The following is a 23,478-nucleotide window of genomic DNA, read 5'->3' as shown; positions in this document are numbered from 1 at the left end:
CGGTCACCCGCCCCGTGCGCCCCCTCGGCCGCACCCCCGGCCACGCCTCAGCCGCGCCTCCGGCGGATCTTGCTGCCGAGCCAGACCAGCGGGTCGTACGAGCGGTCGACGACCCGCTCCTTCAGCGGGATCAGCGCATTGTCGGTGATCTTGATGTGCTCGGGGCAGACCTCCGTGCAGCACTTGGTGATGTTGCAGTAGCCCAGGCCGTGGTCCTCGCGGGCGCCCTTCCGGCGGTCGACCCCGGCCTCGGCGGCGGCGTCCAGCGGGTGCATGTCCAGCTCGGCGACGCGCATGAGGAAGCGGGGACCGGCGAAAGCAGTCTTGTTCTCCTCGTGGTCGCGCACCACGTGGCAGGTGTTCTGGCACAGGAAGCACTCGATGCACTTGCGGAACTCCTGGACGCGCCCGACGTCCTCCTGCTGCATCCGGTACTGCCCCGGGCCGAGCTCCGCCGGCGGCACGAAGGAGGGCACCTCGCGCGCCTTGGCGTAGTTGTACGACACGTCCGTGACCAGGTCGCGCACCACGGGGAAGGTCCGCATCGGGGTCACCGTGATCGTCTCGGCCTGGTCGAAGACCGACATCCGGGTCATGCACATCAGCCGCGGCCGGCCGTTGACCTCGGCGCTGCACGAACCGCACTTGCCCGCCTTGCAGTTCCAGCGCACGGCCAGGTCGGGCGCGCCGGTGGCCTGCAGGCGGTGGATGATGTCGAGGACGACCTCGCCCTCGTTGACGGCCACCTCGTAGTCGACGAGGCGGCCACCGTCCTTATCACCCCGCCACACCTTGAAGTGGGCCTGGTAACTCATGAGGTGAGCTCCTCGTCCGTCAGGTACTTGGTCAGTTCTTCCTTCTCGAACAGCGCCAGCAGGTCCTCGCGGATCGGGGCCGTCTCGACGCGGTCCAGGCGGATCAGGCCCAGGGCCGAGTCGGCCGCGGCCAGGCCGGCGGACTCGTCGGCGAGCCGGCACACGAGGTGGATGCGGCGCCAGCGCCGGTCCATGCCGGGGTGGTCGTCGCGGGTGTGGCCGCCGCGGCTCTCGGTGCGCTCCAGGGCCGCCCGGGCCACGCACTCGCTGACCAGCAGCATGTTGCGCAGGTCCAGGGCCAGGTGCCAGCCGGGGTTGAACTGCCGGTGGCCCTCCACCCCGGCCCGCCGGGCCCGGCTGCGCAGCCCGGCGAGGCGGTGCAGCGCCTCCTCCATCTCCCCGGCCCGCCGGATGATGCCGACCAGGTCGCCCATGGTCTGCTGCAGCTCCTGGTGCAGGGTGTACGGGTTCTCGGCCGGGGCCCCGGCCGCGCCGGTGCCGGCGCCCTCCGCGCCGAAGGGGCGCAGCGCCTCGGCCGCGGCGAGCTCGACGTCGGCGTCGGCCACGGCGGGGGCGGCGCCGGTGGCGAAGCCGGCCGCGTACCGGGCCGCGTACAGGCCCGCGCGGCGCCCGAAGACGAGCAGGTCGGACAGGGAGTTGCCGCCCAGCCGGTTGGAGCCGTGCATGCCGCCGGCGACCTCGCCGGCGGCGAACAGCCCGGGCACGCCCTCGGCGGCGGCGGTGTCCGGGTCGACCGCCACGCCGCCCATGACGTAGTGGCAGGTGGGGCCGACCTCCATGGGCTCGGCGGTGATGTCGACGTCCGCCAGCTCCTTGAACTGGTGGTGCATCGAGGGCAGCTTGCGCTGGATGACCTCGGCCGGCATGCGGGTGGACACGTCCAGGAACACCCCGCCGTGCGGGGAGCCGCGGCCCGCCTTGACCTCGGCGTTGATGGCGCGGGCGACCTCGTCGCGCGGCAGCAGCTCGGGCGGTCTGCGGTGGCGGTCGGGGTCGGTGTACCAGCCGTCGGCCTCGGCCTCGGTCTCGGCGTACTTCTCCCGGAAGACGTCCGGGATGTAGTCGAACATGAAGCGCTTGCCGTCGCTGTTGCGCAGCACCCCGCCGTCGCCCCGCACCGACTCGGTGACCAGGATGCCCTTGACGGACGGCGGCCAGACCATGCCCGTGGGGTGGAACTGCACGAACTCCATGTTGACCAGCCGGGCCCCGGCCAGCAGCGCCAGCGCGTGCCCGTCCCCGGTGTACTCCCAGGAGTTCGAGGTCACCTTGAAGGACTTGCCGATGCCGCCGGTGGCCAGCACCACGGCGGGGGCCTCGAAGACGAAGAAGCGCCCGGACTCGCGCTCGTAGCCGAAGACGCCCGCGACCCTGCCACCGTCTTTGAGAATGCGGGTGACGGTGCACTCCTGGAAGACCTTCAGGCGCGCCTCGTAGTCGCCGTACTCCCGGTGGTCCTCCTGCTGCAGGGAGACGACCTTCTGCTGGAGCGTGCGGATGAGCTCCAGGCCGGTGCGGTCGCCGACGTGCGCGAGCCGCGGGTACTCGTGGCCGCCGAAGTTGCGCTGGGAGATCAGGCCGTCGGGCGTGCGGTCGAACACCGCGCCCCACGTCTCCAGCTCCCAGACCCGGTCGGGGGCCTCCTGCGCGTGCAGCTCGGCCATCCGCCAGTTGTTGAGGAACTTGCCGCCGCGCATGGTGTCGCGGAAGTGCACCTGCCAGTTGTCGTTGCGGTTGACGTTGCCCATGGAGGCGGCGATGCCGCCCTCCGCCATCACCGTGTGCGCCTTGCCGAACAGCGACTTGCAGATCACCGCGCACCGCAGCCCCTGCTCGCGCGCCTCGATGGCCGCGCGCAGCCCGGCGCCGCCGGCCCCCACCACGACGACGTCCCAGGACTGCCGGTCCACCTGTGGCATCAGAACGTGACCCCTCTTTCGATGAAGAACTCCCGGTCGCGGCCGCGCGGCTAGAACAGGCGCGGGTCGGCGAAGGCGCCGCTGGAGACCAGGTAGACGTACAGGTCGGCCACCGCCACGCTCACCAGCGAGGCCCAGGCCAGCAGCATGTGGCGGGCGTTGAGCGCGCTGACCCAGCCCCACATGCGGTAGCGCACGGGGTGCTTGGAGAAGGTGCGCAGCCGGCCGCCCACGATGTGCCGGCAGGAGTGGCAGGAGAGGGTGTACGCCCAGATCAGGACGATGTTGGCGAGCAGGACCAGCGTCCCCAGGCCCATGTGTCCCCAGGCGCCGTCGGCGTCGCGGAAGGCGAGGACGGCGTCGAAGGTGAGCACTCCCGCGACCAGCACCGCGAAGTAGAAGAAGTAGCGGTGGACGTTCTGCAGGATCAGCGGGAAGCGGGTCTCGCCGCTGTAGCGGGCGTGCGGCTCGGGCACCGCGCAGGCCGGGGGCGAGGCCCAGAAGCCCCGGTAGTAGGCCTTGCGGTAGTAGTAGCAGGTCAGCCGGAAGCCCAGCGGGAAGATCAGGATCAGCAGGGCGGGCGAGAGCCGCCACCAGGATCCGATGAGCTGCCAGTCGGCGCCGCCGTTCATGTCCACGCAGTTCGCGGCCAGGCAGGGCGAGTAGAACGGGGAGACGTAGGGGGCGGCGTAGTAGTGGTCGCCCGCGAAGGCGCGCCAGGTGGAGTAGGCGACGAAGGCGAGCAGCCCGGCGGCGGTGGCGGCCGGCGTCAGCCACCAGCGGTCGCGGCGCAGGTGGCGGGCGGCGATGGCGGCCCGGGAGGCGTGATGGACGCCGCGGGCCGCCGGAACGGCGGCCGCGGCGGGTGCTTCGGGGTCGGTACCAGTGGCCAAGACGGGACTCCGTCGGTGGAGTGGAGGTCGGGGACGACAGGGACGGTCGGGCGGACGGTCTAAGGAGCGCGCCGGTCCCGGCAGCCGAGCCCCTCCTCGTCGGCGTCCCTCCACAGCGAGGCGTCGTACGGGGTGTCGGGGATCGTCACCAGCTGGACGGGCCGCGCCTCCGCGGCGGCGGGGGTGCCCGCGCGCAGCAGCGCGAGGTCCTCGCGCAGGTGACCGGCGTCCAGGCGCAGGCGGCGCATCTCCAGGCCCTTGCCCAGATGCTGCTCCAGCCGGCCGATCGCGCGGTCCAGGTCTTCGAGAGAACGCTCGATGACGGTCAACTCATCTTTGACGGACATGGTTTGGCCTTCCGCTTCGATGATTGCGGGTGCCGCCGGTCATGCGACAGGAAGTGTCGCGCGTCACACCCCTCGGAGGGAAGATAGCCTCCCGGATCGCCCGTTCGCGGGAGCGCGTTCGGCGCCGCACCGGTGGCGGCCGACATTCCCCCAGGCGAGTGGCGTGCACGAAGGAGGCGACGTGTCGGCGCGTCTTCGCGGGGAGGGTCGCCTTCAGTGGGCGGCATGTGGTCCTCGCGCACCCGGCCCCGCAGCACCCGGGCCCGTACCCCCCGGTCCCGTACGTCCCGCTCCCTGGCCCTGCTGGCCGCCGCACTGCTGGCCCTGCCCGTGCTCGCGGGCTGCGCGGGCGGGGGCGAGGACGAGGCCGAGGGGCCGGCCGCCCCGCCGGACATCGCCGCCGTCCCCCGCGGCAAGGTCGCCGACCAGGGCACCCTGACCTGGGCCGTGGACGCGCTGCCCGCCACCTACAACGCCTTCCACGCGGACGCCGACGAGGCCACGCAGCGCGTCGCGGGAGCGGTGCTGCCGGCGCTGTTCACCCTCGACGAGCGCGGCCGGCCCCGGCGCAACCCCGACTACCTGGCCGACGCCTCCGTCGTGAGCAGCAAGCCGCACCAGGTGGTGCGCTACAAGCTCAACCCCAAGGCCGTCTGGAGCGACGGCACGGCCCTCACCGCCGCCGACTTCGCGGCGCAGTGGAAGGCGCTGCGCGGCAAGGACAGTGCGTACTTCGCGGCCCGCAACACCGGCTACGAACGGATCGACCGGGTCGAGCAGGGCGCGAACGCCCACGAGGTGAAGGTGACCTTCGCCCGGAACGACGCCGACTGGCGGGCCCTGTTCACGCCGCTGTACCCGAAGGCGCTCACCAACGACGCCACCGCCTTCAACGACACCTCGCGCAAGGAGCTGCCGCTGGCCGCGGGCCCCTTCCGGGTCGCCGAGCGCGACCAGCAGCAGGGGACGCTGGCCCTGGCGCGCAACCCCCGGTGGTGGGGCGAGCGCGCCAAGCTCGACCGGATGGTGCTGCGGGCCGTACCCCGCGAGCAGCGCGTCGAGGCGCTGGCCGGCGGCACGGTGGACCTGGCCGAGATCACCCCCGCAGCGGCCGAGCGGATCATGAAGGCGAACGCGGCGAAGGGCACGCAGGAGCCGCCGGGCGACGCGGGCAAGGCCGGCTCGGCGGCCGCCGCGCCCGGCACCGGCCCGGCCACCGGGCCCTCCGTCCGCACGCCGATGGCCAGCCCGGCGGTGGTGAGCCCCCCGGCGGTCAGCCCGTCGGTGCGCACGCCCATGGTTTCGCCGTCCCTGATGAGCCCCTCCGTGATGTCCCCTTCGGTGGCCGTGCCGTCCGCCCCGAAGCGCCCGGGCACGCCGCGCTCCGACGGCGCGAACAAGCCGGTCGCCGCGGACGCGACCGTGCTGCGCGGCCTGATGGTCCGCCGCTCCCTGGAACCCGCCTACACCCAGCTCGCCCTCAACGGCGCCTCCGGCCCGCTGGCCGACGAGCGGGTGCGGCGCGCGATCGTACGGGCCGTGGACCGCAAGGCGCTCGCCGAGTACGTGCTCGGCCCGCTCGGCCTGCCCGTCGAACCGCTCGGCAGCCACCTGCTGGTGGCCGGCCAGCCCGGGTACGCCGACCACAGCGACGCCGTCGGCTCGGTCGACCTCAAGGCCGCCATGGACCTGCTCGCCGACGCCGGCTGGAAGGAGGGCCACGGCGCCGCCCCGGCGAAGAAGGCCGCCCGCCTGCCGGTCGTCGGCGGTCTGCGCCCGAGCGACGACCCCGAGGACGAGGAGGTCGCGGAATCCCCCGAGGAATCCCCTCTCGACTCCCCCTATGCCTCTCCCTACGGCGACGACGCGGACGGCAAGGGCCGCGGCGACACCGGCGGCCGCGCGGCGGCCGCACCGGCCCGCTTCAAGGACGGCCACAAGCTCGTCCTGCGCTTCGTCCTGCCGAACGGCTCCGGCGCCGAACCGCTGCGGGCGGTCGGCGAGCGCATCGCCCGGCAGCTGGACGCGATCGGGGTGCGCACGGAGCTGGTGAAGGTCGAGGACGCGGTGTTCTTCAAGGAGCACGTCTCCAAGGGCAAGTTCGACCTCGCGCTGTTCGGCTGGCCCACGGGGGCCTTCCCCGCCACGGACGCCCGCCCGGTCTTCGCCAAGCCGCAGCCGGCACCGGACGGGTCGCTGACGGTGGAGCAGAACTACACGCGGGTGGGCACCGACCAGATCGACCAGTTGTTCGACAAGGCGTCGATGGAGCTGGACGAGGAGACCTCCCACGACCTGCTCGCCCAGGCCGACGCCCACATCTGGGCGGTGGCGGGCTCCCTCCCCCTGTACCAGCGACCGGAACTTGTGGCGGCACGGCGCACGGTCGTCAACGCGGGAGCCTTCGGCATGGCAACGCCGCGCTACCAGGACATGGGCTTCCTGCGGAAGTGACCCGGGGGGCTCCGCCCCCCGGGCCCCCATTTCAGTACAGGTCTCAGTACAGGCTCAGCAGTGCCTCCACCGCGTCCGGGGCCGGGGAGTCCTCGTCCGGGAGGCTCATCTCGAACCACACCGTCTTGCCCAGCGGCGTGCGCCTGCTGCCCCACGCCGCGCTGAGCAGGCCGACGAGCTGCAGGCCGCGCCCGCCCTCGTCCGTGTCGCGGGCCCGCCGGCGCCGCGGCTGGACGTGGCCGCCGTCCCACACCTCGCACACCAGCGTGCGGTCCAGCAGCAGCCGCAGCCGGATCTCCCCCTCGCCGTACCGCAGCGCGTTGGTCACCAGTTCGCTGACGAGCAGCTCGGAGGTGTCGACGAGGTCGTCCAGGCCCCAGCTCTCCAGCTGCTCGCGCGCCAGCTCGCGGGCGCGGGCCACGGAGCGCGGCTCGGGCGGCAGGGTCCAGTCGCCGACGCAGCCGGGGCGCAGGCCGCGCAGCCGGGCCATGAGCAGGGCGATGTCGTCCTCGCCGTGGTGGGTGTTCAGGGCGCCGAGCACGTGGTCGCAGACGTCCTCCAGCGGCCGGTCGGGGTCCTGGAGGGCGTCACGGAAGGCCTGCAGGCCCTCGTCGAGCGGGTGGTCGCGGGATTCGACGAGGCCGTCGGTGTAGAGGGCGAGCAGGGCGCCGTCCGGCAGCTCGACCTCCGTCTCCTCGAAGGGCTCGCCGCCCACGCCCAGCGGCATGCCGGGCGGTACGTCCAGCAGCATGGCCGGCTCGCCGGCCTCGACCAGCACCGGCGGCAGGTGGCCGGCGTTGGCGACGGTGCAGCGCCGGGTGACGGGGTCGTAGACGGCGTACACGCAGGTGGCGAGGTAGACCTCGGAGAGGTCGGCGGGGCGGACGGAGCCGCGCACGCCGCGGGAGGCGGACTGCTTGCCGCCGGGGCGGCCGAGGCCGTGGGCGATCTCGTCGAGGGCGGAGAGCACCTCGGCGGGCTCCAGGTCCAGCATGGCGAGGGTGCGCACGGCGGTGCGCAGTTCGCCCATGGCGACGGCGGCGCGCAGGCCGCGGCCCATGACGTCGCCGACGACGAGTGCCGTGCGGTGCCCGGGCAGTTCGATGACATCGAACCAGTCGCCGCCGACCTCGGTGGCCGCGTTGCCGGGCAGGTAGCGGCAGGCGATCTCGACGCCGGCGGCCTCCGGGTCGCCGGGGGGCAGCAGGCTGCGCTGGAGGATGAGGGCGCGCTCGTGCTCGCGCCGGTAGAGGCGGGCGTTGTCGATGCAGACGGCGGCGCGGGCGGCGAGTTCGACGGCGAGGGCGGTGTCGCGCTCGCCGAATGGCTCGCTGCCCTTGGTGCGGGAGAACTGGGCGAGGCCGAGCACGGTGTCGCGGGCGACCATGGGCACGGCGAGGGTGGAGTGGACGACGGCGCCGAGCTCGGGGCCCTCCTCGCTCTCGCGGCCGGGGACGACCTGGACGTGGGCGGTGCGCAGGGCCTGGGCGCAGGGCGAGTGGAAGGGGTAGCGGTGGACCTCGCCGACCTGGACGGGCTTGCTGTCGGCGGCGTCGAGGGGGGCGCCGGAGACGGCGCTGGAGTAGGCGACGCGGCGCAGTTCGGCGCTGCCGTCGGCGAGCCCGGGCGGGGCCTCGTCGCCGGCGAGCAGGCCCTGGTAGAGGTCGACGGAGGCCAGGTCGCAGAACTGCGGGACGGCCACGTCGAGGAGTTCGCGGGCGGTCTTCTCCAGGTCGAGGGAGTTGCCGATGCGGGCGCCGGCCTCGTTGAGCAGGGCCAGGTTGCGGCGTACGCCGGCGGCCTCGCGCTCGGCGCGGCGGCGGCCGGTGACGTCGGTGGCGATGGCGGCGACGCCGATGGGCCGGCCGCTGCCGCTGTGCAGCCGGTAGAGGGAGACCGACCAGCGGCGGCGTTCGTTCTGGCCGGGGACGGGCCCGACGAGTTGGATGTCGGCCACCGGTTTGCCGGTGTCGAGGACCTGGCGCAGGGCGGCGGTGAGGCGGTCGGCCTCGGCGCGGGGCAGGAAGTCGTGCGGGGTGCGGCCGCGGTGCCAGGCGGCGGGGCGGCCGAAAGTCTGGGCGAAACTCTCGTTGACGCGGAGCAGGGTGAGGTCGGTACCGAAGAAGAAGAAGCCGAGCGGAGATTGGCCGAAAACGGCTTCCGAAGCGGCAATGTCGGTCTCTATTCCGCGCAACGCCTTGACGTCGACGGCGACGCAGAGGGCGGTGCGGTCGCCGGAGGCGTCCTCTCCGGGCATCACATAGATCTCCGCCAGCCCCTCGGGGCCGCCGCCGGGGCCGCCGTGGGCGCCGTCGCGCTGGTAGGGCACGAGGCCCGTCCAGGCCCGGCCGTCGGGCCCGTCACCGGCGAGGAAGGGCGCGAGCGCACCGGGCCGGCGCCCGTACCGGCCCTCGCCGGCGGGGGCGAAGACCTCCTGGGGGTCCTTGCCGACGGCGTGCCGTGCCGCTATCCCGAAGAGCTCGGCGGCCCGGTCGCTCCACTGCGCGATGCGGCCGTCGGCGCCGAGGGAGAAGGAGGCCACGCGGATGTGGTCGTAGAGGGAGCCGGGCGGGCTGTTCTGCCACATCGAGGTGGCGCCCGCACCCTCCGGCCTGCCCGCCGTACCCGCTGGCTTCTCGCTCACGTGCCCGTCCCCTCCGGCTCTCGTGCTCGCACCGGCATCAGAAGGCCGAGTATCCAGCACAGGGGGCCTTCGGAACACGGACTTCACGATCACAGCACGGTCTCAACCCGCTATGTATTCTCCCTGGGTTACTAACCGGGCAGGCTCAGCTCGAACCACACGGTCTTTCCCTGGTTACCAGGTCGGGTTCCCCAGCGACGGGAGGCCGATGCCACCAATTGCAGGCCACGGCCGCCCTCGTCGTCGGCCTCGGCCGCGCGTTCGCGGGGCGGGTCGGGCAGCGGGTCGGAGACCTCGACCAGCAGGCTGGGGCCGGCGTGGGAGTACATCCGAAGGCCGATGGGGCCGGTGGCGTGGCGCAGGGAGTTGGTGACGAGCTCGCTGACGAGCAGCACGGTGACGTCCACGACGGAGTCCAGGCCCCACTCGTGCAGGGTGTCGCGCACGAGCGTGCGCGCGGTGCGCACGGCGCCGGCCTCCGCGGGGAAGCTCCATTCGGCGAAGCCGGGAGTCGAGGCCAAGGTCCCCGTGCTGTCGCTCACGCCGACCACTTCCCAGACCGCTGCACGACCCCTCCGGCATGTCCGTCTTTGGGGCTAATAATCAGCACATACCCGGTATGGGGGTCGGACTATCTTCCCTGACCGGGACCGTCCGCCTCAGGTGCCGCATTCGGCGTACAGAAGACGGTCGGCCGGTGCGGGTCAGGAGGCGCCGGTCAGGAGGCGGGCGGCCGCGGCGGCCGCGGGGCGGTCCTGCTCCAGCCAGTCGACGTCGTCGATGTCGCCGGGGGCCAGCCAGCGCAGCTCGTCGTGGTCCTGCAGCGGCCGCGGCTCGCCCGCCACCAGTCGGGCCGTCCAGACCTGCAGGACGTAGCCGGGCTTCAGCGGCCACTGCCCCGCGATGCGCTCCAGCGGCTCGGTCTCGACGCCGAGCTCCTCGCGCAGCTCCCGTACGAGCGCCTGCGGGGCGCTCTCGCCCGGCTCCAGCTTGCCACCGGGCAGCTCCCAGCGGCCGGCGAGCTCGGGCGGGGCACTGCGCCGCGCGGCCAGCAGCCGTCCGTCACGGAGAACCGCTCCGCCCACCACCACACGCTCGCTCGTCACGAGGGGTAAGCGTAAGGCCCGGCACCCCAAGGGTGCCGGGCCGGGGGCGGCGCCGGAGCGCCGGCCCGTGTCCGGGCAGATCGTGCAGTGCCCCGTCAGGGGCGCGGGGCGGTGTCGATCTGCGGCTGCGCCGCGTGGGCGCGACAACCACGACGCGCCCGCAGATCGCCCGGACCCCGGGGTGGTGTGTCAGCTGCGGGCCGTCGGTGGCCGATCGCGCAGTTCCCCGCGCCCCTGACGGGGCGCCCCATAGGGGCGCGGGGAACTGCGCGACAAGCCACGACGCAGCCGCAGATCGGCACAGCCCCGCGGCGCAGATCCGCCGGGCACGGCCTACGTGACGGCCCGGCCGACGCGCTCGACGACGTACAGCCGTCGGTTGCCCTCGGCGTCGAGCCGGTCGGCCACGCGCTCCGCCTCCGTCCTGGTGGCGTAGCGGCCGACGCGGTAGCGGTTGCCGTTCTCGTCCTGGCGGATCACGAGCCAGGGCAGGACCGGTCCGGTGTCCGTCATCGCTCCTGCCCTCCCGCTGTCGCCGCGTGCACCGGCGCACGCCCTTCGGTGACTACTTCCGAAGAAACCGCAGTCCGCATATGCCCGAGCGTACGCCCGGACTTTACGCACCGGATACGGGTTTTCACGAAGAGGTACGCATTCGGCCACGCGAGCGGATCACTTCGCCGGGGCGAGCTCCTGCTCCTCGGCGACCTCGGTCGCGGCGAGGTCCGTCATTTCCTTCTCGACCTGCTCAAGGGTGGGGTTGCGCCACGCGCTGCGCACGCCCCACACGTAGAAGACCAGAGCGATCAGGACAACCACGGCGATGTCCACGCCCTGCGGCAGGTAGCCCTTGCCGCCGAACTCGGTGCCGCCGGCCCACGAGACCAGGGCCATCACCAGCAGGTAGGTCACCATCCAGGCGCCGGCCTGCAGGTGCGGCTTGAGCTCGGCCCACGGCTTGCGCAGCTCGTACCAGGCCCAGATCGGCAGGCCGATGGCCATGATGAAGATGACCTTGCCCGTCAGCGGCCAGCGGGCCCAGTACATGACCAGCGAACCAAAGATCATCGCTATGGGGGCGATGACCGGCATGGCCTTGAGCTTGACCGGGCGCTTCATGTCCGGCGCGATGCGGCGCAGCGACATCACGGCGACGGGGCCGGTGATGTAGGAGATGACGGTGGCGACACCGACGATCTCGGCGATCGAGCCCCAGCCGCGGAAGACGGCGAGGAAGACGAAGGAGATCGCCAGGTTGAGCAGCAGCGCGGGGCGCGGCACACCGGTCTTGGGGTCGACCTTGCCGAAGACCTTGGGCAGGTGGCCGTTCTCCTGGACACCGTGGATCATGCGCGAGGTGGTGGCCGCGTAGATCATGCCGGTGCCGGACGGGGAGATGAAGGCGTCCGCGTAGAGCAGCAGGGCGAGCCAGTTCAGGCCCCAGGTGATGGACAGGTCCGCCAGCGGGGACTTGTAGGCCAGGGTGTTCCAGCCGCCGGAGAGGTCCGCGGCGGGGACGGCCATGAGGAAGGCGACCTGCAGCGCGATGTAGATGACCAGCGCGATCAGGATGGAGCCGACGACGGCCTTCGGCAGCGACTTGCCGGGGTTGCGGGCCTCGGCGGCCATGTTCAGCGGCGACTGGAAGCCGTTGAAGGCCCAGACGATGCCCGCGACGGCGACGGCGCTGAAGACGGCGCTCCAGCCGTTGGGGGCGAAGCCGCCGTGGGCGGAGCCGATGTTGCTGGTGTCGAAGTGCGCGAAGATCAGCGCGCCGGCGGTCAGCGCCGGGACCACGACCTTGAACACGGTGATCGCGTTGTTCGTCTTGGCGAACAGGGTGATCGCGAACCAGTTCAGGAAGAAGTAGAAGACGACCAGCACGCTCGCCGCGGCGAGACCGGTGCCGGTGAGCTCCTTGCCGTCGAAGAGCTTGCCCGCCCAGTCGAACTTCCAGGAGCTCATGTACTGGATCGACGCGGTCGCCTCACCGGGGATCACGGAGACGATGGCGATCCAGTTGGCCCAGGCGGCCATGTAGCCCGCCAGGGAGCCGTGCGAGAACTGCCCGTACCGCACCATGCCGCCCGCCTTGGGGAACATCGAGCCGAGCTCGGTGTAGGTCAGGGCGATGGTCAGCGCCACCACGGCGCCGATGACCCAGGCAAAGATCGCGGCGGGGCCGGCGAGCACGGCGGCGCGCTCGGCGCCGAACAGCCAGCCGGAGCCGATGATCGACCCGAGGCCGACGGCCGTCAGGGCCGTCGTGCCGAGGGTCCGGCGGTAATTCGATTGGGAACCCTGTTCGGTACTCAACGCCCCGGATCTCCTTTTCTTTCTCATCCCCCACGGCAGGAACACAAACCGCGCCATCGTACGGGCGTTTTGGTCGAGTCGGTTAATGCCAAAAGGCCCTGAGCTGGCCGTCTGTGAGTTTTGCAACATCACCAGTGGGGGTTCCGGACCGGGGCGAACCGGGACAATCCCTACGCTTCCCACCCGCCGGTCCGGCCGGCGGGCAGGGCGGGGCACGGGTCGTGAAGCTGACCCGCGAGTAAGTTTCACATCGGGTTCACGCCTACTTCACCGGCAGGTGGTAGGCGACCCGGTACCGCTCGGCGAGCATCACGACGTCCGCCGTCTCCACGGGACAGCCGCCCGCGTAGTACGTCCGCGAGACCACCAGCACGCCGTGACCGGGCACCCCGCCGAGCGCGAGCGTCTCCTCGGCCAGCCCGGGGCGCGCGCTGACCTCCTCGGTGACGTTGTCCACGATCAGGTCGATGGCCGCCATCCGGTCCACCACGCCCCGGCCCGCCAGCGGCCCCTCCTCCGGCAGCATCACCGGCGTGCGCCCGGTCAGCGCGAGCGGCTCGAAGGAGGTCGAGAGCATGCAGGGCTCGCCGCCGGAGCGGAAGAGGTAGTCGGTGCGCATCACCTTCTCGCCCGGCCCGATCCGCAGCCGCCGCGCGATCCGCGCATCGGCCGACACCTGCTCGCTGCGGGACTCCCAGGTGCCCTTGACCCGCTCGTTGGCCTGCTCCTGGCGGAACGGCGTGGACTCCCCCACCCCGCGGTACCCCGTGCGCACCACGGCCCGGGGCACCGGCTGCTCGCGTACGTACGTCCCCGAGCCGGATCTGCCCTCGACGAGCCCCTCCGCCATCAGGACCTTGCGGGCCTCCAGGGCCACGGTGTCCGAGACGCCGTACTGCTCCCGGATGCGCGCCTGGGACGGTAGCCGGGTGTGCGGCGGCAGCTCGCCCGCGATGATTTTCTGCCGGAGGTCGCCGGCCACTCGAAGGTATGCGGGCTGGTCACCGAAGGCCACGTCCACTCCCAAGGGGTTGACAGTCCGCAACAGCTTGGCAACCGAACGTTGCGGTCCGCAACCTCTGGCCATGGCGCGACAGTCCGCAGCGAACCCCAGCTCAGCCCGCGCAGCCCCGCATCCCGCCACCACACCCGCGCCAGGCACCCCCGGGCGACCCCTCCGGACCCCTCCCCCGTCCGGCGAGCACGCAGCGCTACGGACCGTCCGGTCCGCATCCGCCCGGCGGCACGCGAAAGGGCCGGGCTCGACGGAGCCCGGCCCTTCACGATCCACCCGTGCGGCGGAAACGATCAGACGTTGAAGCGGAACTCCACGACAAGGCTCTGACCTGCGGAAATACGGGCGCATCCCAGCACCATCCCAGCACGGGATGCGCGACAAAGTACAAGAAGACCGAAGATCGCCAACGCTACCCGGAAGCGCCCGCACACGCCTGAATTCTGCGGAACTTCTACGAGCGCCACATCAGGCTCGCGCCACCGCACCGAACCTCGCAAAGCAGCACAGCGCTCGCGCTCACTCGCGGTCTCCCCGGACGCTAGTGGCCAGCTCCGACGCCTGGCCGCCTCCCAGAATGTACGTCCAGACTTTAGGGCCGGCGCGAGCGTCCGCGGGTCCCGTACACCCCCGGTTTGGCGGGGCATAGTCAGAAGCTTCCGCGCTGTCGCAGGTCAGCCTGCGTAGCTCAGCGGGTGGAGCAGGCGCCTTCTAAGCGCTTGGCGGCAGGTTCGAGTCCTGCCGGTGGCGCCCAAACATGGCTGGTCAGGGCTCTCTCGGACCGCCAGCGGAGAAACGGTGCGCGCGGTACTGTGCCGTTCGTTCAGAGCGTTGGATTCCGTGCTCCAGAGAGGGGCAACGTGGATCAGCTCGGCATTCAGCTGGCCGAGGTGAGACGCGCCAGGCCCCCCTTCTCCAGCTCGTGCACCACCAGCTCCTCCATCACGTGTCGCTCCCTGGCGGAGGCGTAGGCGAGGTCGTGCAGGGCAGCAGCCCGCCTGGCGAAGTCCCGCCTCACCGCATCGGTCGGCCAGGGGATCTTGTAACGGGAAAAGTCCTTGCGCCTCATCGCGCGGGCCTGCTCACCCTGCGTAACGGCCGTCAACTCCCGCCTCCGGTAACGCAGCGAGTGCAACAACCACATCCGATCGACCTCGGACTCCGTGTACATCGCGAGCGTCCGCCGACCTGGCACTACCGGGGTAGTAGTGAGCACGGTCCGCACCTCCCCGGGACGGGGCGCGATCAAGAGGCTGCCGGACGGGCATACAACCTCCGCTTGCGCCACGGTGCGTGAAGTCACTGCACCCAGATGTACTGTCTTGCAGTTCAGTACTTCGCGGGGAGACACCCACGGCATAGCCGACTGCTCGCTGTCCGGCAGAGACTGTGCCGCACCAGCCGTAACCTGACACACTTCGCCCACCGCACGCTCGGTAGCGGGACCTTGCCCGCACGTCTGCAGCGCCTCCATGAAATGCGCATCCGCTAGTTCCGTCGCGCAAGACACAATCCGGGTGTTCAACGCATTCTTGCGCTCAGCAAGCGAGATCAGCGAAAGCAGCCTCTCCCGCACCGGCGCTGGAGGCACTGGTACGGGAAGTCGGTTGAGTGCCTGCAGAGGCAAGGTCATGTGCTCGGCGTTCGACGAGGACAGCGTGAGATAGCTCTGGCTCTGCGAGGTCTTCAGCCACCATCGAAGCCACAGATCCCATTGTTGGGCGCGGCCTTCTGGTGTCCAGCGGACGACCGCGAGCGACCTGGCGACATTCCATCCTGCGTGCTCCTCCCCTGCAACTGCCGCCTCCCCCACGCGCCCCACGAGCACGACAAGGAGGTCCCCAGACCTCAGCGTGCTGCGTGGGTGGCGTTTGGCCACCTCGGGAGGCACAAATGTGAACTCCTGGACGTGCACACCTCCCTCGACAATCTCTGTGGCGCGGATCATAGGGATTCCGCCGGATGCCTTCTGCTGTCGCGCAATTCCGTAGGCGGCGTACTCGACCCCAGGAAACTCACGCAACTCAACGAGGGGCCACGGAGTGGGGACATCATCCGATTCTGTAGTCATGCCTGCTCTCCAGGGCATCACGGACTCGGTTCCTGGCTGCGGCGCTACGATCCATGCACTCATACAGCTCGGCCTTCCGGTTCCGGTCTCCGTCACTTGAATGCAACTGCGCGGTGCCCCCGTTCCGTACGTAGCGTGCGGGAGTCAGATCGAAGCCCGCCTCAGCGATTTCCTTGTACCTCGCCGCACGGCACCATGGGACGGATTCGGGGTCCCCCTCGCCCTCACGGCGTCGAAGTCCCTGCCATTCACCGAAGATCTGCAGCAGGCGTTCGGCCGAGTCCTTTGCGAAGTGGCGCCGCTGCCCCTCCTTCGCCGCTGGCAGTTTCCCTGCATCCGCGAACAAGACCTGATCGGAGTGCGGCCGCTCCCCTTTGGCCAGCAGCCACAGCGCCGTGCTCGCGCTGGTGTGCGGAAAGAGCCATGTCGGCAAGGCCACGACGCCCACGACCAGACCGTTCTCCAGCAGCCCACGGCGGATCAGTCCGTCGGTGCTGTTGCTGCTGTGCGCCGCGCCGGAAGACAGCAGAACGACGGCCCGTCCCTGTGGCGTGAGATCGGCAAGGATGTGCTGAACCCAGGCGAAGTTCGCGTTGCCCGGGCGTGGCACCCCCAGGGTCCACCGCCAGTCGTCCTTCAGTTCACCGTGCCCCCAGTCCCGCTGGTTCACGGGAGGGTTTGCGACGATCACGTCGGCCGGTGTCGGTGAAGTGCCCGCCCTGAGGGTGTCAGCTCCTTCCTTGCCGAGATCGGCATGGAATCCGTGCAGGGCAAGGTTGACGGCTGCGGCATAGCGCGCCGTCCGGTTGATATCCGCACCGGACAAGCGCACCTCACCCCCCTGTGCCCGAGCCCGCTGCGCGGCGGCGCGCAGCAGCCGCCCGCTGCCGCACACCGGGTCCCGAACAATCTCGCCTCCTCGGGGAGCGGCCAGCCCCGCGAAGAGGTGCGCCAGGTCGTTTGACGTGAAGTAGTCATCGCCACGCGCATAGCGTGTCGAGTACGTGTCGAGGAGCACGTCAAGGAGCCTCGGATCCGGATCCAGCTGCCGCACCTCCGCGATCAGCTCACGGAGAGCCGGGTCGATGAGCTCGAAGGGACGACTCACACCTTCGTCGCGATACGCAGGAAGACCGTGGGCACGAGCAACGGGCGTGCGCGGCCACACTGCGCCGAGCGTGGCCCCCGCTGACGCCGAACCCGGCCCCCACAGCCGGTCCGCCTCCGCCGGTGTTCCATGGCGGGACCAGCAGTGAAGGTAGACCACTTGAAAGGCAAGCCGGTACGTCGTCGCGGCATCGGCGACGCTGCGCAGCTTCTCGACGGCCCGCAGCACTCGCCGGTACTTCAGCCGCCCCTCTTCGTTCGCCCCTTCCTCCTGGGTCACGACGACCTCAGCCAGGAGACGACCGCCAGCCCGATGAGAACAGTGGCTCCGCAGGCGGCACCACCGTTCTGGATGGCCGTGACGACCCCTCCCGCGCCCACGAACTCGAGGATGCCGGCCACGAGCCCCACCACCACGGACGCCAGGACGACCACCACCAACAGCAGCGCTCGCTGCGACATGCCACAACTCCCTCGGCTTCACCAGCAGTTAGCAGTTCTGCGGTTCGTTCCGCGGACTTGAAAGTAGTGGCCTGACGCACTCCACGTCTCGCAGCACGGGAATTTGCTTTTGCCGTAAGGCGGTCGGGCGCAGCCCCTGCCGGCCCCGCGAAGGACATCCGGTCGGGCAGACGACGGCCCCGGCAAACAGACGCTTGCCGGGGCCAGAAGCGAGATGAGCGGGGGCTATGCGTCGGCGGCCGAGCCGTCCTGGGACCACTTGTCGGCGAAGTGTTCCATCTGGCGGATCACCAGGTCGATCGCTTCCTTGGACTGCTCGGGCGGGTAACCGTGGCGGGCCAGGAGGCGCCTGATGGTGGCGCGGAGCCTGGCCCGGACCGTTTCGCGGGCGATCCAGTCCTTCTTGAGGTTCCTGCGGACCTGGACCACGAGGTCCCGGGCGATACCGGAGAGGACCTCGTCGCCCATGAGGTCGCGAGCGCTGCCGAGGTCGGCGACCGCGTCGTAGAAGGCGAGTTCGTCGTCGCCCAGCGGCGGGGTGAACTTCTCGCCCCGCCGGGCGTCCTCCGCGACCGTCTTGGCCAGTTCCACCAGCTGGGCGATGATCTCGGCGCTGGTGAGCTGCTGACGCATGTAGCGGGTCATCAGGTCCTGGAGACGCCTCGAGAACGCGGTCTGGCGGACGATGTTGTGCCGGGTCTGCTCGCGCATCTTCTGCTCGACGAGGCGGCGCAGGGCTTCAGCGGCCAGGTGCGGGGTTTCGCTGTTCTGCAGGCGGCCGACGAGGGCGTCGTTGAGGTGGGTGAGGTCGGCCTTGTCCAGCCCGGCCTCGGAGAAGAGGTCGGTGACACCGCCGGTCTCCACGACGGCGGAGGTGAGCTGGGAGAGGTAGAGGGCGACGTCGCGGGCGACGGGCAGGCCCTGTGCCTCGCGGTCCATGGCGTCGAGCTTCGCCATGTACGTACGGACCTCGACGAGGAACTGGATGTCGCGCTTCCAGTACGGCTGGTCGGTGAACCGGGAGCCGATGTCGGCGGAGGACCCGGCCAGGGCGAAGAAGCGTTCCAGGCGGTAGCCGTGTTCGCGAAAGCGGCGGCTGAGGGTCTGGTTCGGGTCGTCGAGCTGGTCGGGGTTGTTGCCCGGGGTGGCGGGGCTGCGAAGGTACTCGGCCGTGGTGTAGGCCGCCTTGACGAAGGCCTTCGCGTCAGGGCGGGAGAGGCGTTCGCGCCAGTTCCAGCCGAGGAGCATCTGGTCGAGGATGTCGTACTCGTTGAGGAGTTCGTCCAGGGCGCGGTCGATGTCCTGGCCGAGGGTCCGGTCGGCCTGGTCGTCGGCGGAGTACTCGGCGATGGCCTTCTGGAGGTTCTCGGTGAGGGGGGCATAGCCGACGAGCAGGCCGTCTTCCTTCTTGCGGAAGCGGCGGTTGACGCGGGCCAGGGCCTGCATCAGGCCGGCGCCGCGCAGCGGCCGGTCCAGGTACATGGTGTGGATGGGCGGCGCGTCGAAGCCGGTCAGGAGCATGTTGTTGACGATGAGGAGCTGGAGTTCGTCCTCGGGGTCCTTGGCACGGTTGATGACGGCCTTGCGCTGGGAGTCGCGCAGGGCGTGGGCGCGCAGTTCCTCGGAGTCCTTGCGGGAGTCCGAGGAGTAGACGATCTTCATGGCGCCGGTGGTGGGGTCGTCCGTGTGCCAGTCGGGACGCAGTTCCTTCAGGGCGTCGTAGACGCGGACGCAGATCTCGCGGGTGGCGCAGACGAGCATCGCCTTGCCGGGGGCGCCGCCGGGTGCGTCGTCGGCGTCCGCGACGAACGGCAGCATCGCCGTACGGCGCGCTTCCCAGTGTTCGACCAGGTCCCGGGTTAGGTCGCGTATCCGGGCGGGGGCGCCGTACATGGCGTTCATGGTGGCGACGGCCTGCTCGACGCGGATGCGCTCGGTGTCGTCCAGGCCGTCGGTGATGCGGTCGGCCTCGGTGTCGATGGTGGTGGGGTCGACGTCGTGGTCGAGGACGAGCTGGACGACGCGGCTCTCGTGGTAGACCTTCACGGTCGCGCCGTCGTCGGCGGCCCGCTTGAGGTCGTAGGTGTCGATGTAGTCGCCGAAGACCTCGCGGGTGTTGCGGTCGGCCTCGGAGATCGGGGTGCCGGTGAAGGCGAGGAGCGTGGCGTGCGGGAGCGCGTCGCGCAGGTGGCGGGCGTAGCCGTCGAGGTGGTCGTAGTGACTGCGGTGGGCCTCGTCGACCACGACGACGATGTTGCGCCGCTCGGAGAGGAGCGGGTGGTCGGTCCCGGACTCCTTCTCCTGTTTGGTGCGGCCGAACTTCTGCAGGGTGGTGAAGAGGATGCCGCCGGTGCGCTTGGCGGCGAGCTCTTCGCGGAGTGCGGCGCGGTTGAGGAACTGGTGGGGCTGTTCCGGGAGGACCTCGCTCTCCTTGAAAGTGTCGAAGAGCTGGTCGTCGAGGTCGGTACGGTCGGTGACGACCACCACGGTGGGGTTGTGCAGGGCGGGGTCGCGCATGACGAGGTTGGTGGTCAGCACCATCTCCTCGGACTTGCCCGAGCCCTGCGTGTGCCAGACCACGCCGGCCTTGCCGTCGGTCGCGGCGGCGCGGCGTACGGCGTCCGCGGCGCGAGTGACCGCGAAGTACTGGTGCGGCTTCGCGATCCGCTTCATGCGCTTGCCGGGCACGAAGTTGATGAAGGACCGGACGAGGGCGAGGAAGCGGGGCTGGGTGAACAGGCCGTGCAGGGCGAGGTCCTGGCCGGTCGGGACGTCGGCATCGGCGTCGGCGTGGACGGCGGCGGCGTCCACGGTGTCCACGCGGGCGCCGAACTCGTCGGTGTTCCACGGGGCGAAGTGCTCGTACGGGGTGAAGGGGGTGCCGTACTTCGCGGTGATCCCGTCGGAGAGCAGCACGACCGCGTTGTAGCGGAAGGCGGTCGGGAACTCCTCGACGTAGTGCCGTATCTGGGTGTGCGCGGCGGCGAGGGTGGTGTTCGGGTCGCCGGCCCGCTTGAGCTCGATGACGGCGAGCGGGAGGCCGTTGACGTACAGGACGAGGTCGAAGCGGCGGTTGCGCTCGCCGTTTATCACGGTCACCTGGCGGACGGCGCGGTATGTGTTCGCGTCCGCGTTCTCCAGGTCGACGATCCGGACGGTCGGCGTGTGCTCGGCGCCGAGCGCGTCGGTGTACGTGACGGAGTGGATGCCGTCGGTCAGGTAGCCGTGTGCAGTCCGGTTCTCCTCGTACGTGTCCTGGGAGGCCGGGGTCGCGGCGGTCGCGAGGGCCTCACGGACGGCCTCCGGGGGGAGGTCGGGGTTCAGCCGCTCGATGGCCTCGTGGAGATCGGAGTAGAGGATCAGGTCGTCCCAGGAACGGCGGTGCCCGGAACCGGGGGCGAGCTCATTGCCCTCGGCCTTCGGCCAGTCGAGCTCCACGAGCTCTTCGAGGGCGAGAAACTCCCAGTCGATTTCGAGGGGGCGGAAGTTGTCGGGGGTGGGGGTGCCGGGGGTGGTGCCGTCGGGGGTGTCGCTGCTGCCGTTGTCGTTCCCGTGCGTGGTCATACGTGGTCCTCGACAATCTTCTCGGCGTCCTTGACGCGGAGTCGGCCGGACATGAGTTGGGGGAGGAGGGTGTCGCGGAGGGCTGAAAGAGTCAAAGACTCTTTCAAGTTTGCCTCAATGAGCCCATGCAAGGGGCTCAGTTCCGCCTCCAAGGAATGCAAGAGTCCCCTCGGAATGTCAGGAACCTCAACATGCTGAAACGTCTTCATGTTGACGGTCGAGAAGACAGTCCCATGGGCGAGCCCCAGCATCCGAGTAGAGGCGAGTCGAATCAGATGGAACAGGACAGCCGGAGGAATTTCGCCTGGAATGAATGCATAGCACGACTGATTGAAGGCCGCGGAAATCGTCAAGCGCGCCACCAGGCCGACTGTCCCACGCGCCGTCAGGATCACTGCCCCTGCTGGCATGCGCTTAGCGCGAGAGCTCTGCTCGCCGAGTGTCGTGATGCACTCCTCGGTCACCACGAGAGTGCCGGCTACCGAGTTCGCAACATCCTTCACAGAGGCCCATGGGAGGTCGCCATCCCAGAACTCCTCCACTTTACGGTCCGGGGTGCCTCCAAGCACCGGCTCGGCAATCTCCACCATGGGGCGCGAGCCCACCGACCGAACAGCACGGTCGAAGACCGCGTCCGCTAGCTGATCCGCGGTGCTCGCGATGCGCTCATTGACGGCGATCTTGTCGTCCAGCGCCCCAAGTACAGCCGCAATGGCGCGCTGTTCATCAGGTTCCGGAAGACTAATAGGAATCTGCGTGATGTAATTCCTGTTAAGCATTGGCTGGGCAGCGCCGGAATTGTATCCAGAAAAGTCGATCTCCCCCAGCAGGTGATAGACAAACCTAGGGTCATTCCCCATGAAGTCAGTCACGTAAAGCGAGGTATTGAGCGGCCAAAAATCTTCGGCGCAGTATGTAGCGTGCCCCATGGAAGCCCCAGCGCGCCCAACAACGACGCCGGGGGCCTTCGCGATCGCCGTGTCATGAAATCCACTTGGCCCAGCCGCTCCGACCACCGGAACATTTCCCGGGTTCCGGCTCGTCGTCGGAAGGTCGTGGCCACGACGCAGCTTCACAAGCTGGTCAAGCGTAGTGCGAGTCCATTCAGACATCGACCCTCCCCAGCTGCTCGCGCACCATCTTGGCCAGCTCGTCCGACTTGTCGAACAGCTCGTACAGCTCCCCCGTCAGCCGCGCGATCTTCTCCCCGACCGCCTCGGCGTCCTCTTCCTCCGCCTCAGCCGCTCCGACGTACCGCCCGGGCGTCAGGACGTACCCGTGTTCCTGGACCGTCTTGAGGTCCGCGCTCGCGCAGAAGCCCGGCACGTCCGCGTACTTCTCCCCCGCGTCCTTCGCGCTCGTCGTCCCGCGCCATGCGTGGTAGGTCCCCGCGATCTTCGCGAGGTCGGCGTCCGTCAGGACCCGCTCGGTGCGGTCGACCATCTCGCCCATGTCCCGGGCGTCGATGAACAGGATCTCGCCCCGGCGGTCCGCGGCCGCGACCTTCTGCCCCTTCACACCCCCCGGCGACTTGTCCTTCGCCAGGAACCACAAACAAGCCGGGATCGCCGTCGTCCGGAACAGCTGGGCCGGCAGCGCGACCATGCACGCCACCATGTCCCCGTCCACCAGCGCCTGCCGGATCTCCCCCTCGCCGCTCTGCTGGCTGCTCATCGAGCCGTTGGCGAGGACGACGCCCGCCGTTCCCCGCTCCCCCAGCTTGCTGATCATGTGCTGTAGCCAGGCGTAGTTGGCGTTACCCCTCGGCGGGACACCGAACTTCCACCGCGGGTCCGACTCGTTGCGCGCCCAGTCCTTGATGTTGAAGGGCGGGTTGGCCATCACATAGTCGGCCTTGAGGTCGGGGTGTTTGTCGTCGGCGAAGGTGTCGCCCCAGCGGCCGGCGAGGTTGCCGTCGATGCCGTGAATGGCGAGGTTCATCTTGGCCAGGCGCCAGGTGCGCTCATTGAGCTCCTGGCCGTAGACAGAAATGTCAGCCTTGTGGCCGCGGCCCCGGTGGGCCTCGATGAACTTGGCGGCCTGGACGAACATGCCGCCCGAGCCGCAGGCCGGGTCGTACACCCGGCCCTCGTACGGTTCCAGGACCTCCACAAGGAGACGGACGACGCTGCTCGGGGTGTAGAACTCGCCACCCCGCTTGCCTTCCGCGCGGGCGAAGTTGCCGAGGAAGTACTCGTAGACCTCGCCGAGGACGTCCTGGGCGGGCTTGTCGTCGCTGCCGCCGAAGCGGGCGTCGGTGATGAGGTCGACGAGTTCGGCCATGCGCTTCTTGTCGACGTTGTCCTTGTTGAAGATCTTAGGGAGGACGCCGGTCAGCGACGGGTTGGCCTTCATGATGGCGTCCATCGCCTGGTCGAGGACCTCGCCTACGTTGCCGCTCTTGGCGTTGGCGGAGATCGACGACCAGCGGGCGCTCTCGGGGACCCAGAAAACGTGGTGCCCGGTGTACTCGTCCTGGTCCTCCAGGAACTCCTCCAGACGGTCTTCGGCGATGCCCTCCTCCGCGAGCTCCTTGGCGAGCTGTTCGCGGCGCTCTTCGAAGGCGTCAGAGACGTACTTGAGGAAGATCAGGCCGAGGACGAACTCCTTGTACTGGTTGGCGTCCATGGAGCCGCGCAGCTTGTCGGCGGCCTTCCAGAGGATGGCCTGGATCTCCTTGGGCGTGGAGGCGGTGAACAGCTCCGCCTGGTCGGCGGGCTTCTTCTTCCGGGGAGGCATGGGCG

At 70.1% G+C, this 23,478-nt stretch carries 17 protein-coding genes; 1 reads left to right on the top strand and 16 read right to left on the bottom strand.

The features are described 5' to 3' along the window. Positions 1 to 47 precede the first annotated feature (47 nt). Genes AC27L3_RS15070 through AC27L3_RS15055 form a run of 4 tightly spaced genes read right to left on the bottom strand, consistent with a single transcriptional unit; the run spans position 48 to position 3,995 of the window. Positions 48 to 815 carry a succinate dehydrogenase/fumarate reductase iron-sulfur subunit gene (locus tag AC27L3_RS15070; RefSeq protein WP_487234520.1) on the bottom strand — a complete coding sequence of 256 codons (768 nt, stop codon included), beginning with the start codon at positions 813 to 815 and terminating at the stop codon, positions 48 to 50. Next, positions 812 to 2,755 (bottom strand): fumarate reductase/succinate dehydrogenase flavoprotein subunit, encoded by a 1,944-nt coding sequence (locus AC27L3_RS15065; protein WP_487234519.1) that lies wholly within the window; start codon positions 2,753 to 2,755, stop codon positions 812 to 814. The genes AC27L3_RS15070 and AC27L3_RS15065 overlap by 4 nt, the downstream gene beginning before the upstream one ends. Before the next feature lie 50 nt (positions 2,756 to 2,805). Then, a complete protein-coding gene (locus AC27L3_RS15060; protein WP_487234518.1) occupies positions 2,806 to 3,648 on the bottom strand; it encodes a hypothetical protein in 843 nt (280 codons plus the stop codon). Between the two features lie 59 nt (positions 3,649 to 3,707). Beyond that, on the bottom strand, positions 3,708 to 3,995 hold the full coding sequence (locus AC27L3_RS15055; RefSeq protein WP_365970157.1) for a hypothetical protein: 288 nt from the start codon (positions 3,993 to 3,995) through the stop codon (positions 3,708 to 3,710). 225 nt (positions 3,996 to 4,220) lie between these two features. On the opposite strand from AC27L3_RS15055, the gene AC27L3_RS15050 reads away from it, so the two are divergent. After that, complete coding sequence (locus AC27L3_RS15050; RefSeq protein ID WP_487234517.1) at positions 4,221 to 6,449, top strand: ABC transporter family substrate-binding protein; 2,229 nt, start codon at positions 4,221 to 4,223, stop codon at positions 6,447 to 6,449. Between the two features lie 43 nt (positions 6,450 to 6,492). Here the strand turns inward: AC27L3_RS15050 and AC27L3_RS15045 are convergent, their stop codons facing one another. From AC27L3_RS15045 to AC27L3_RS14990, 12 genes are all read right to left on the bottom strand, one after another. Beyond that, positions 6,493 to 9,036: a SpoIIE family protein phosphatase gene (locus AC27L3_RS15045; RefSeq protein WP_487234621.1), complete on the bottom strand. Its 2,544-nt coding sequence runs from the start codon at positions 9,034 to 9,036 to the stop codon at positions 6,493 to 6,495. 188 nt (positions 9,037 to 9,224) lie between these two features. Next, positions 9,225 to 9,644 carry an ATP-binding protein gene (locus AC27L3_RS15040; RefSeq protein ID WP_487234516.1) on the bottom strand — a complete coding sequence of 140 codons (420 nt, stop codon included), beginning with the start codon at positions 9,642 to 9,644 and terminating at the stop codon, positions 9,225 to 9,227. A gap of 153 nt (positions 9,645 to 9,797) precedes the next feature. Further along, the gene (locus AC27L3_RS15035) at positions 9,798 to 10,199 is read right to left on the bottom strand and encodes a (deoxy)nucleoside triphosphate pyrophosphohydrolase (protein WP_487234515.1); all 402 of its coding nucleotides are present in this window, start codon (positions 10,197 to 10,199) and stop codon (positions 9,798 to 9,800) included. A gap of 333 nt (positions 10,200 to 10,532) precedes the next feature. Beyond that, positions 10,533 to 10,712, bottom strand: coding sequence for an SPOR domain-containing protein (locus AC27L3_RS15030; protein WP_344436710.1), 180 nt, complete (start codon positions 10,710 to 10,712; stop codon positions 10,533 to 10,535). A gap of 159 nt (positions 10,713 to 10,871) precedes the next feature. Then, positions 10,872 to 12,515 carry an APC family permease gene (locus tag AC27L3_RS15025; RefSeq protein WP_487234514.1) on the bottom strand — a complete coding sequence of 548 codons (1,644 nt, stop codon included), beginning with the start codon at positions 12,513 to 12,515 and terminating at the stop codon, positions 10,872 to 10,874. Between the two features lie 262 nt (positions 12,516 to 12,777). After that, the gene (locus AC27L3_RS15020; RefSeq protein WP_487234620.1) at positions 12,778 to 13,530 is read right to left on the bottom strand and encodes a GntR family transcriptional regulator; all 753 of its coding nucleotides are present in this window, start codon (positions 13,528 to 13,530) and stop codon (positions 12,778 to 12,780) included. Positions 13,531 to 14,407: 877 nt separating this feature from the next. Next, entirely contained in the window at positions 14,408 to 15,601 is a 1,194-nt protein-coding gene (locus AC27L3_RS15015) for a restriction endonuclease subunit S domain-containing protein (RefSeq protein WP_387822448.1), read from the bottom strand. Continuing rightward, positions 15,582 to 16,988 (bottom strand): N-6 DNA methylase, encoded by a 1,407-nt coding sequence (locus AC27L3_RS15010; protein WP_469872133.1) that lies wholly within the window; start codon positions 16,986 to 16,988, stop codon positions 15,582 to 15,584. The genes AC27L3_RS15015 and AC27L3_RS15010 overlap by 20 nt, the downstream gene beginning before the upstream one ends. Next, positions 16,985 to 17,170, bottom strand: a complete 186-nt coding sequence (locus AC27L3_RS15005) for a hypothetical protein (RefSeq protein WP_387822441.1) — start codon at positions 17,168 to 17,170, stop codon at positions 16,985 to 16,987. The genes AC27L3_RS15010 and AC27L3_RS15005 overlap by 4 nt, the downstream gene beginning before the upstream one ends. A 225-nt stretch (positions 17,171 to 17,395) precedes the next feature. Then, the gene (locus tag AC27L3_RS15000; protein WP_487234513.1) at positions 17,396 to 20,734 is read right to left on the bottom strand and encodes a type I restriction endonuclease subunit R; all 3,339 of its coding nucleotides are present in this window, start codon (positions 20,732 to 20,734) and stop codon (positions 17,396 to 17,398) included. Next, positions 20,731 to 21,846, bottom strand: coding sequence for a restriction endonuclease subunit S (locus AC27L3_RS14995; RefSeq protein ID WP_487234512.1), 1,116 nt, complete (start codon positions 21,844 to 21,846; stop codon positions 20,731 to 20,733). The genes AC27L3_RS15000 and AC27L3_RS14995 overlap by 4 nt, the downstream gene beginning before the upstream one ends. Next, positions 21,839 to 23,473, bottom strand: a complete 1,635-nt coding sequence (locus AC27L3_RS14990) for a class I SAM-dependent DNA methyltransferase (protein WP_487234511.1) — start codon at positions 23,471 to 23,473, stop codon at positions 21,839 to 21,841. Before AC27L3_RS14990 ends, AC27L3_RS14995 begins: the two co-directional genes overlap by 8 nt. Positions 23,474 to 23,478: the final 5 nt, after the last annotated feature.

The organism is Streptomyces sp. PKA51 (assembly GCF_057552455.1).
This window is presented reverse-complemented; position numbering and strand designations above follow the sequence as displayed.

What these genes read in the sequence shown, in the direction of transcription:
- AC27L3_RS15070 (WP_487234520.1), bottom strand. Translation starts at nt 815, where the DNA reads ATGAGTTACCAGGCCCACTTCAAGGTGTGGCGGGGTGATAAGGACGGT.
- AC27L3_RS15065 (WP_487234519.1), bottom strand. Translation starts at nt 2,755, where the DNA reads ATGCCACAGGTGGACCGGCAGTCCTGGGACGTCGTCGTGGTGGGGGCC.
- AC27L3_RS15055 (WP_365970157.1), bottom strand. Translation starts at nt 3,995, where the DNA reads ATGTCCGTCAAAGATGAGTTGACCGTCATCGAGCGTTCTCTCGAAGAC.
- AC27L3_RS15050 (WP_487234517.1), top strand. Translation starts at nt 4,221, where the DNA reads ATGTGGTCCTCGCGCACCCGGCCCCGCAGCACCCGGGCCCGTACCCCC.
- AC27L3_RS15045 (WP_487234621.1), bottom strand. Translation starts at nt 9,036, where the DNA reads ATGTGGCAGAACAGCCCGCCCGGCTCCCTCTACGACCACATCCGCGTG.
- AC27L3_RS15030 (WP_344436710.1), bottom strand. Translation starts at nt 10,712, where the DNA reads ATGACGGACACCGGACCGGTCCTGCCCTGGCTCGTGATCCGCCAGGAC.
- AC27L3_RS15015 (WP_387822448.1), bottom strand. Translation starts at nt 15,601, where the DNA reads ATGACTACAGAATCGGATGATGTCCCCACTCCGTGGCCCCTCGTTGAG.
- AC27L3_RS15005 (WP_387822441.1), bottom strand. Translation starts at nt 17,170, where the DNA reads ATGTCGCAGCGAGCGCTGCTGTTGGTGGTGGTCGTCCTGGCGTCCGTG.
- AC27L3_RS15000 (WP_487234513.1), bottom strand. Translation starts at nt 20,734, where the DNA reads ATGACCACGCACGGGAACGACAACGGCAGCAGCGACACCCCCGACGGC.
- AC27L3_RS14995 (WP_487234512.1), bottom strand. Translation starts at nt 21,846, where the DNA reads ATGTCTGAATGGACTCGCACTACGCTTGACCAGCTTGTGAAGCTGCGT.
- AC27L3_RS14990 (WP_487234511.1), bottom strand. Translation starts at nt 23,473, where the DNA reads ATGCCTCCCCGGAAGAAGAAGCCCGCCGACCAGGCGGAGCTGTTCACC.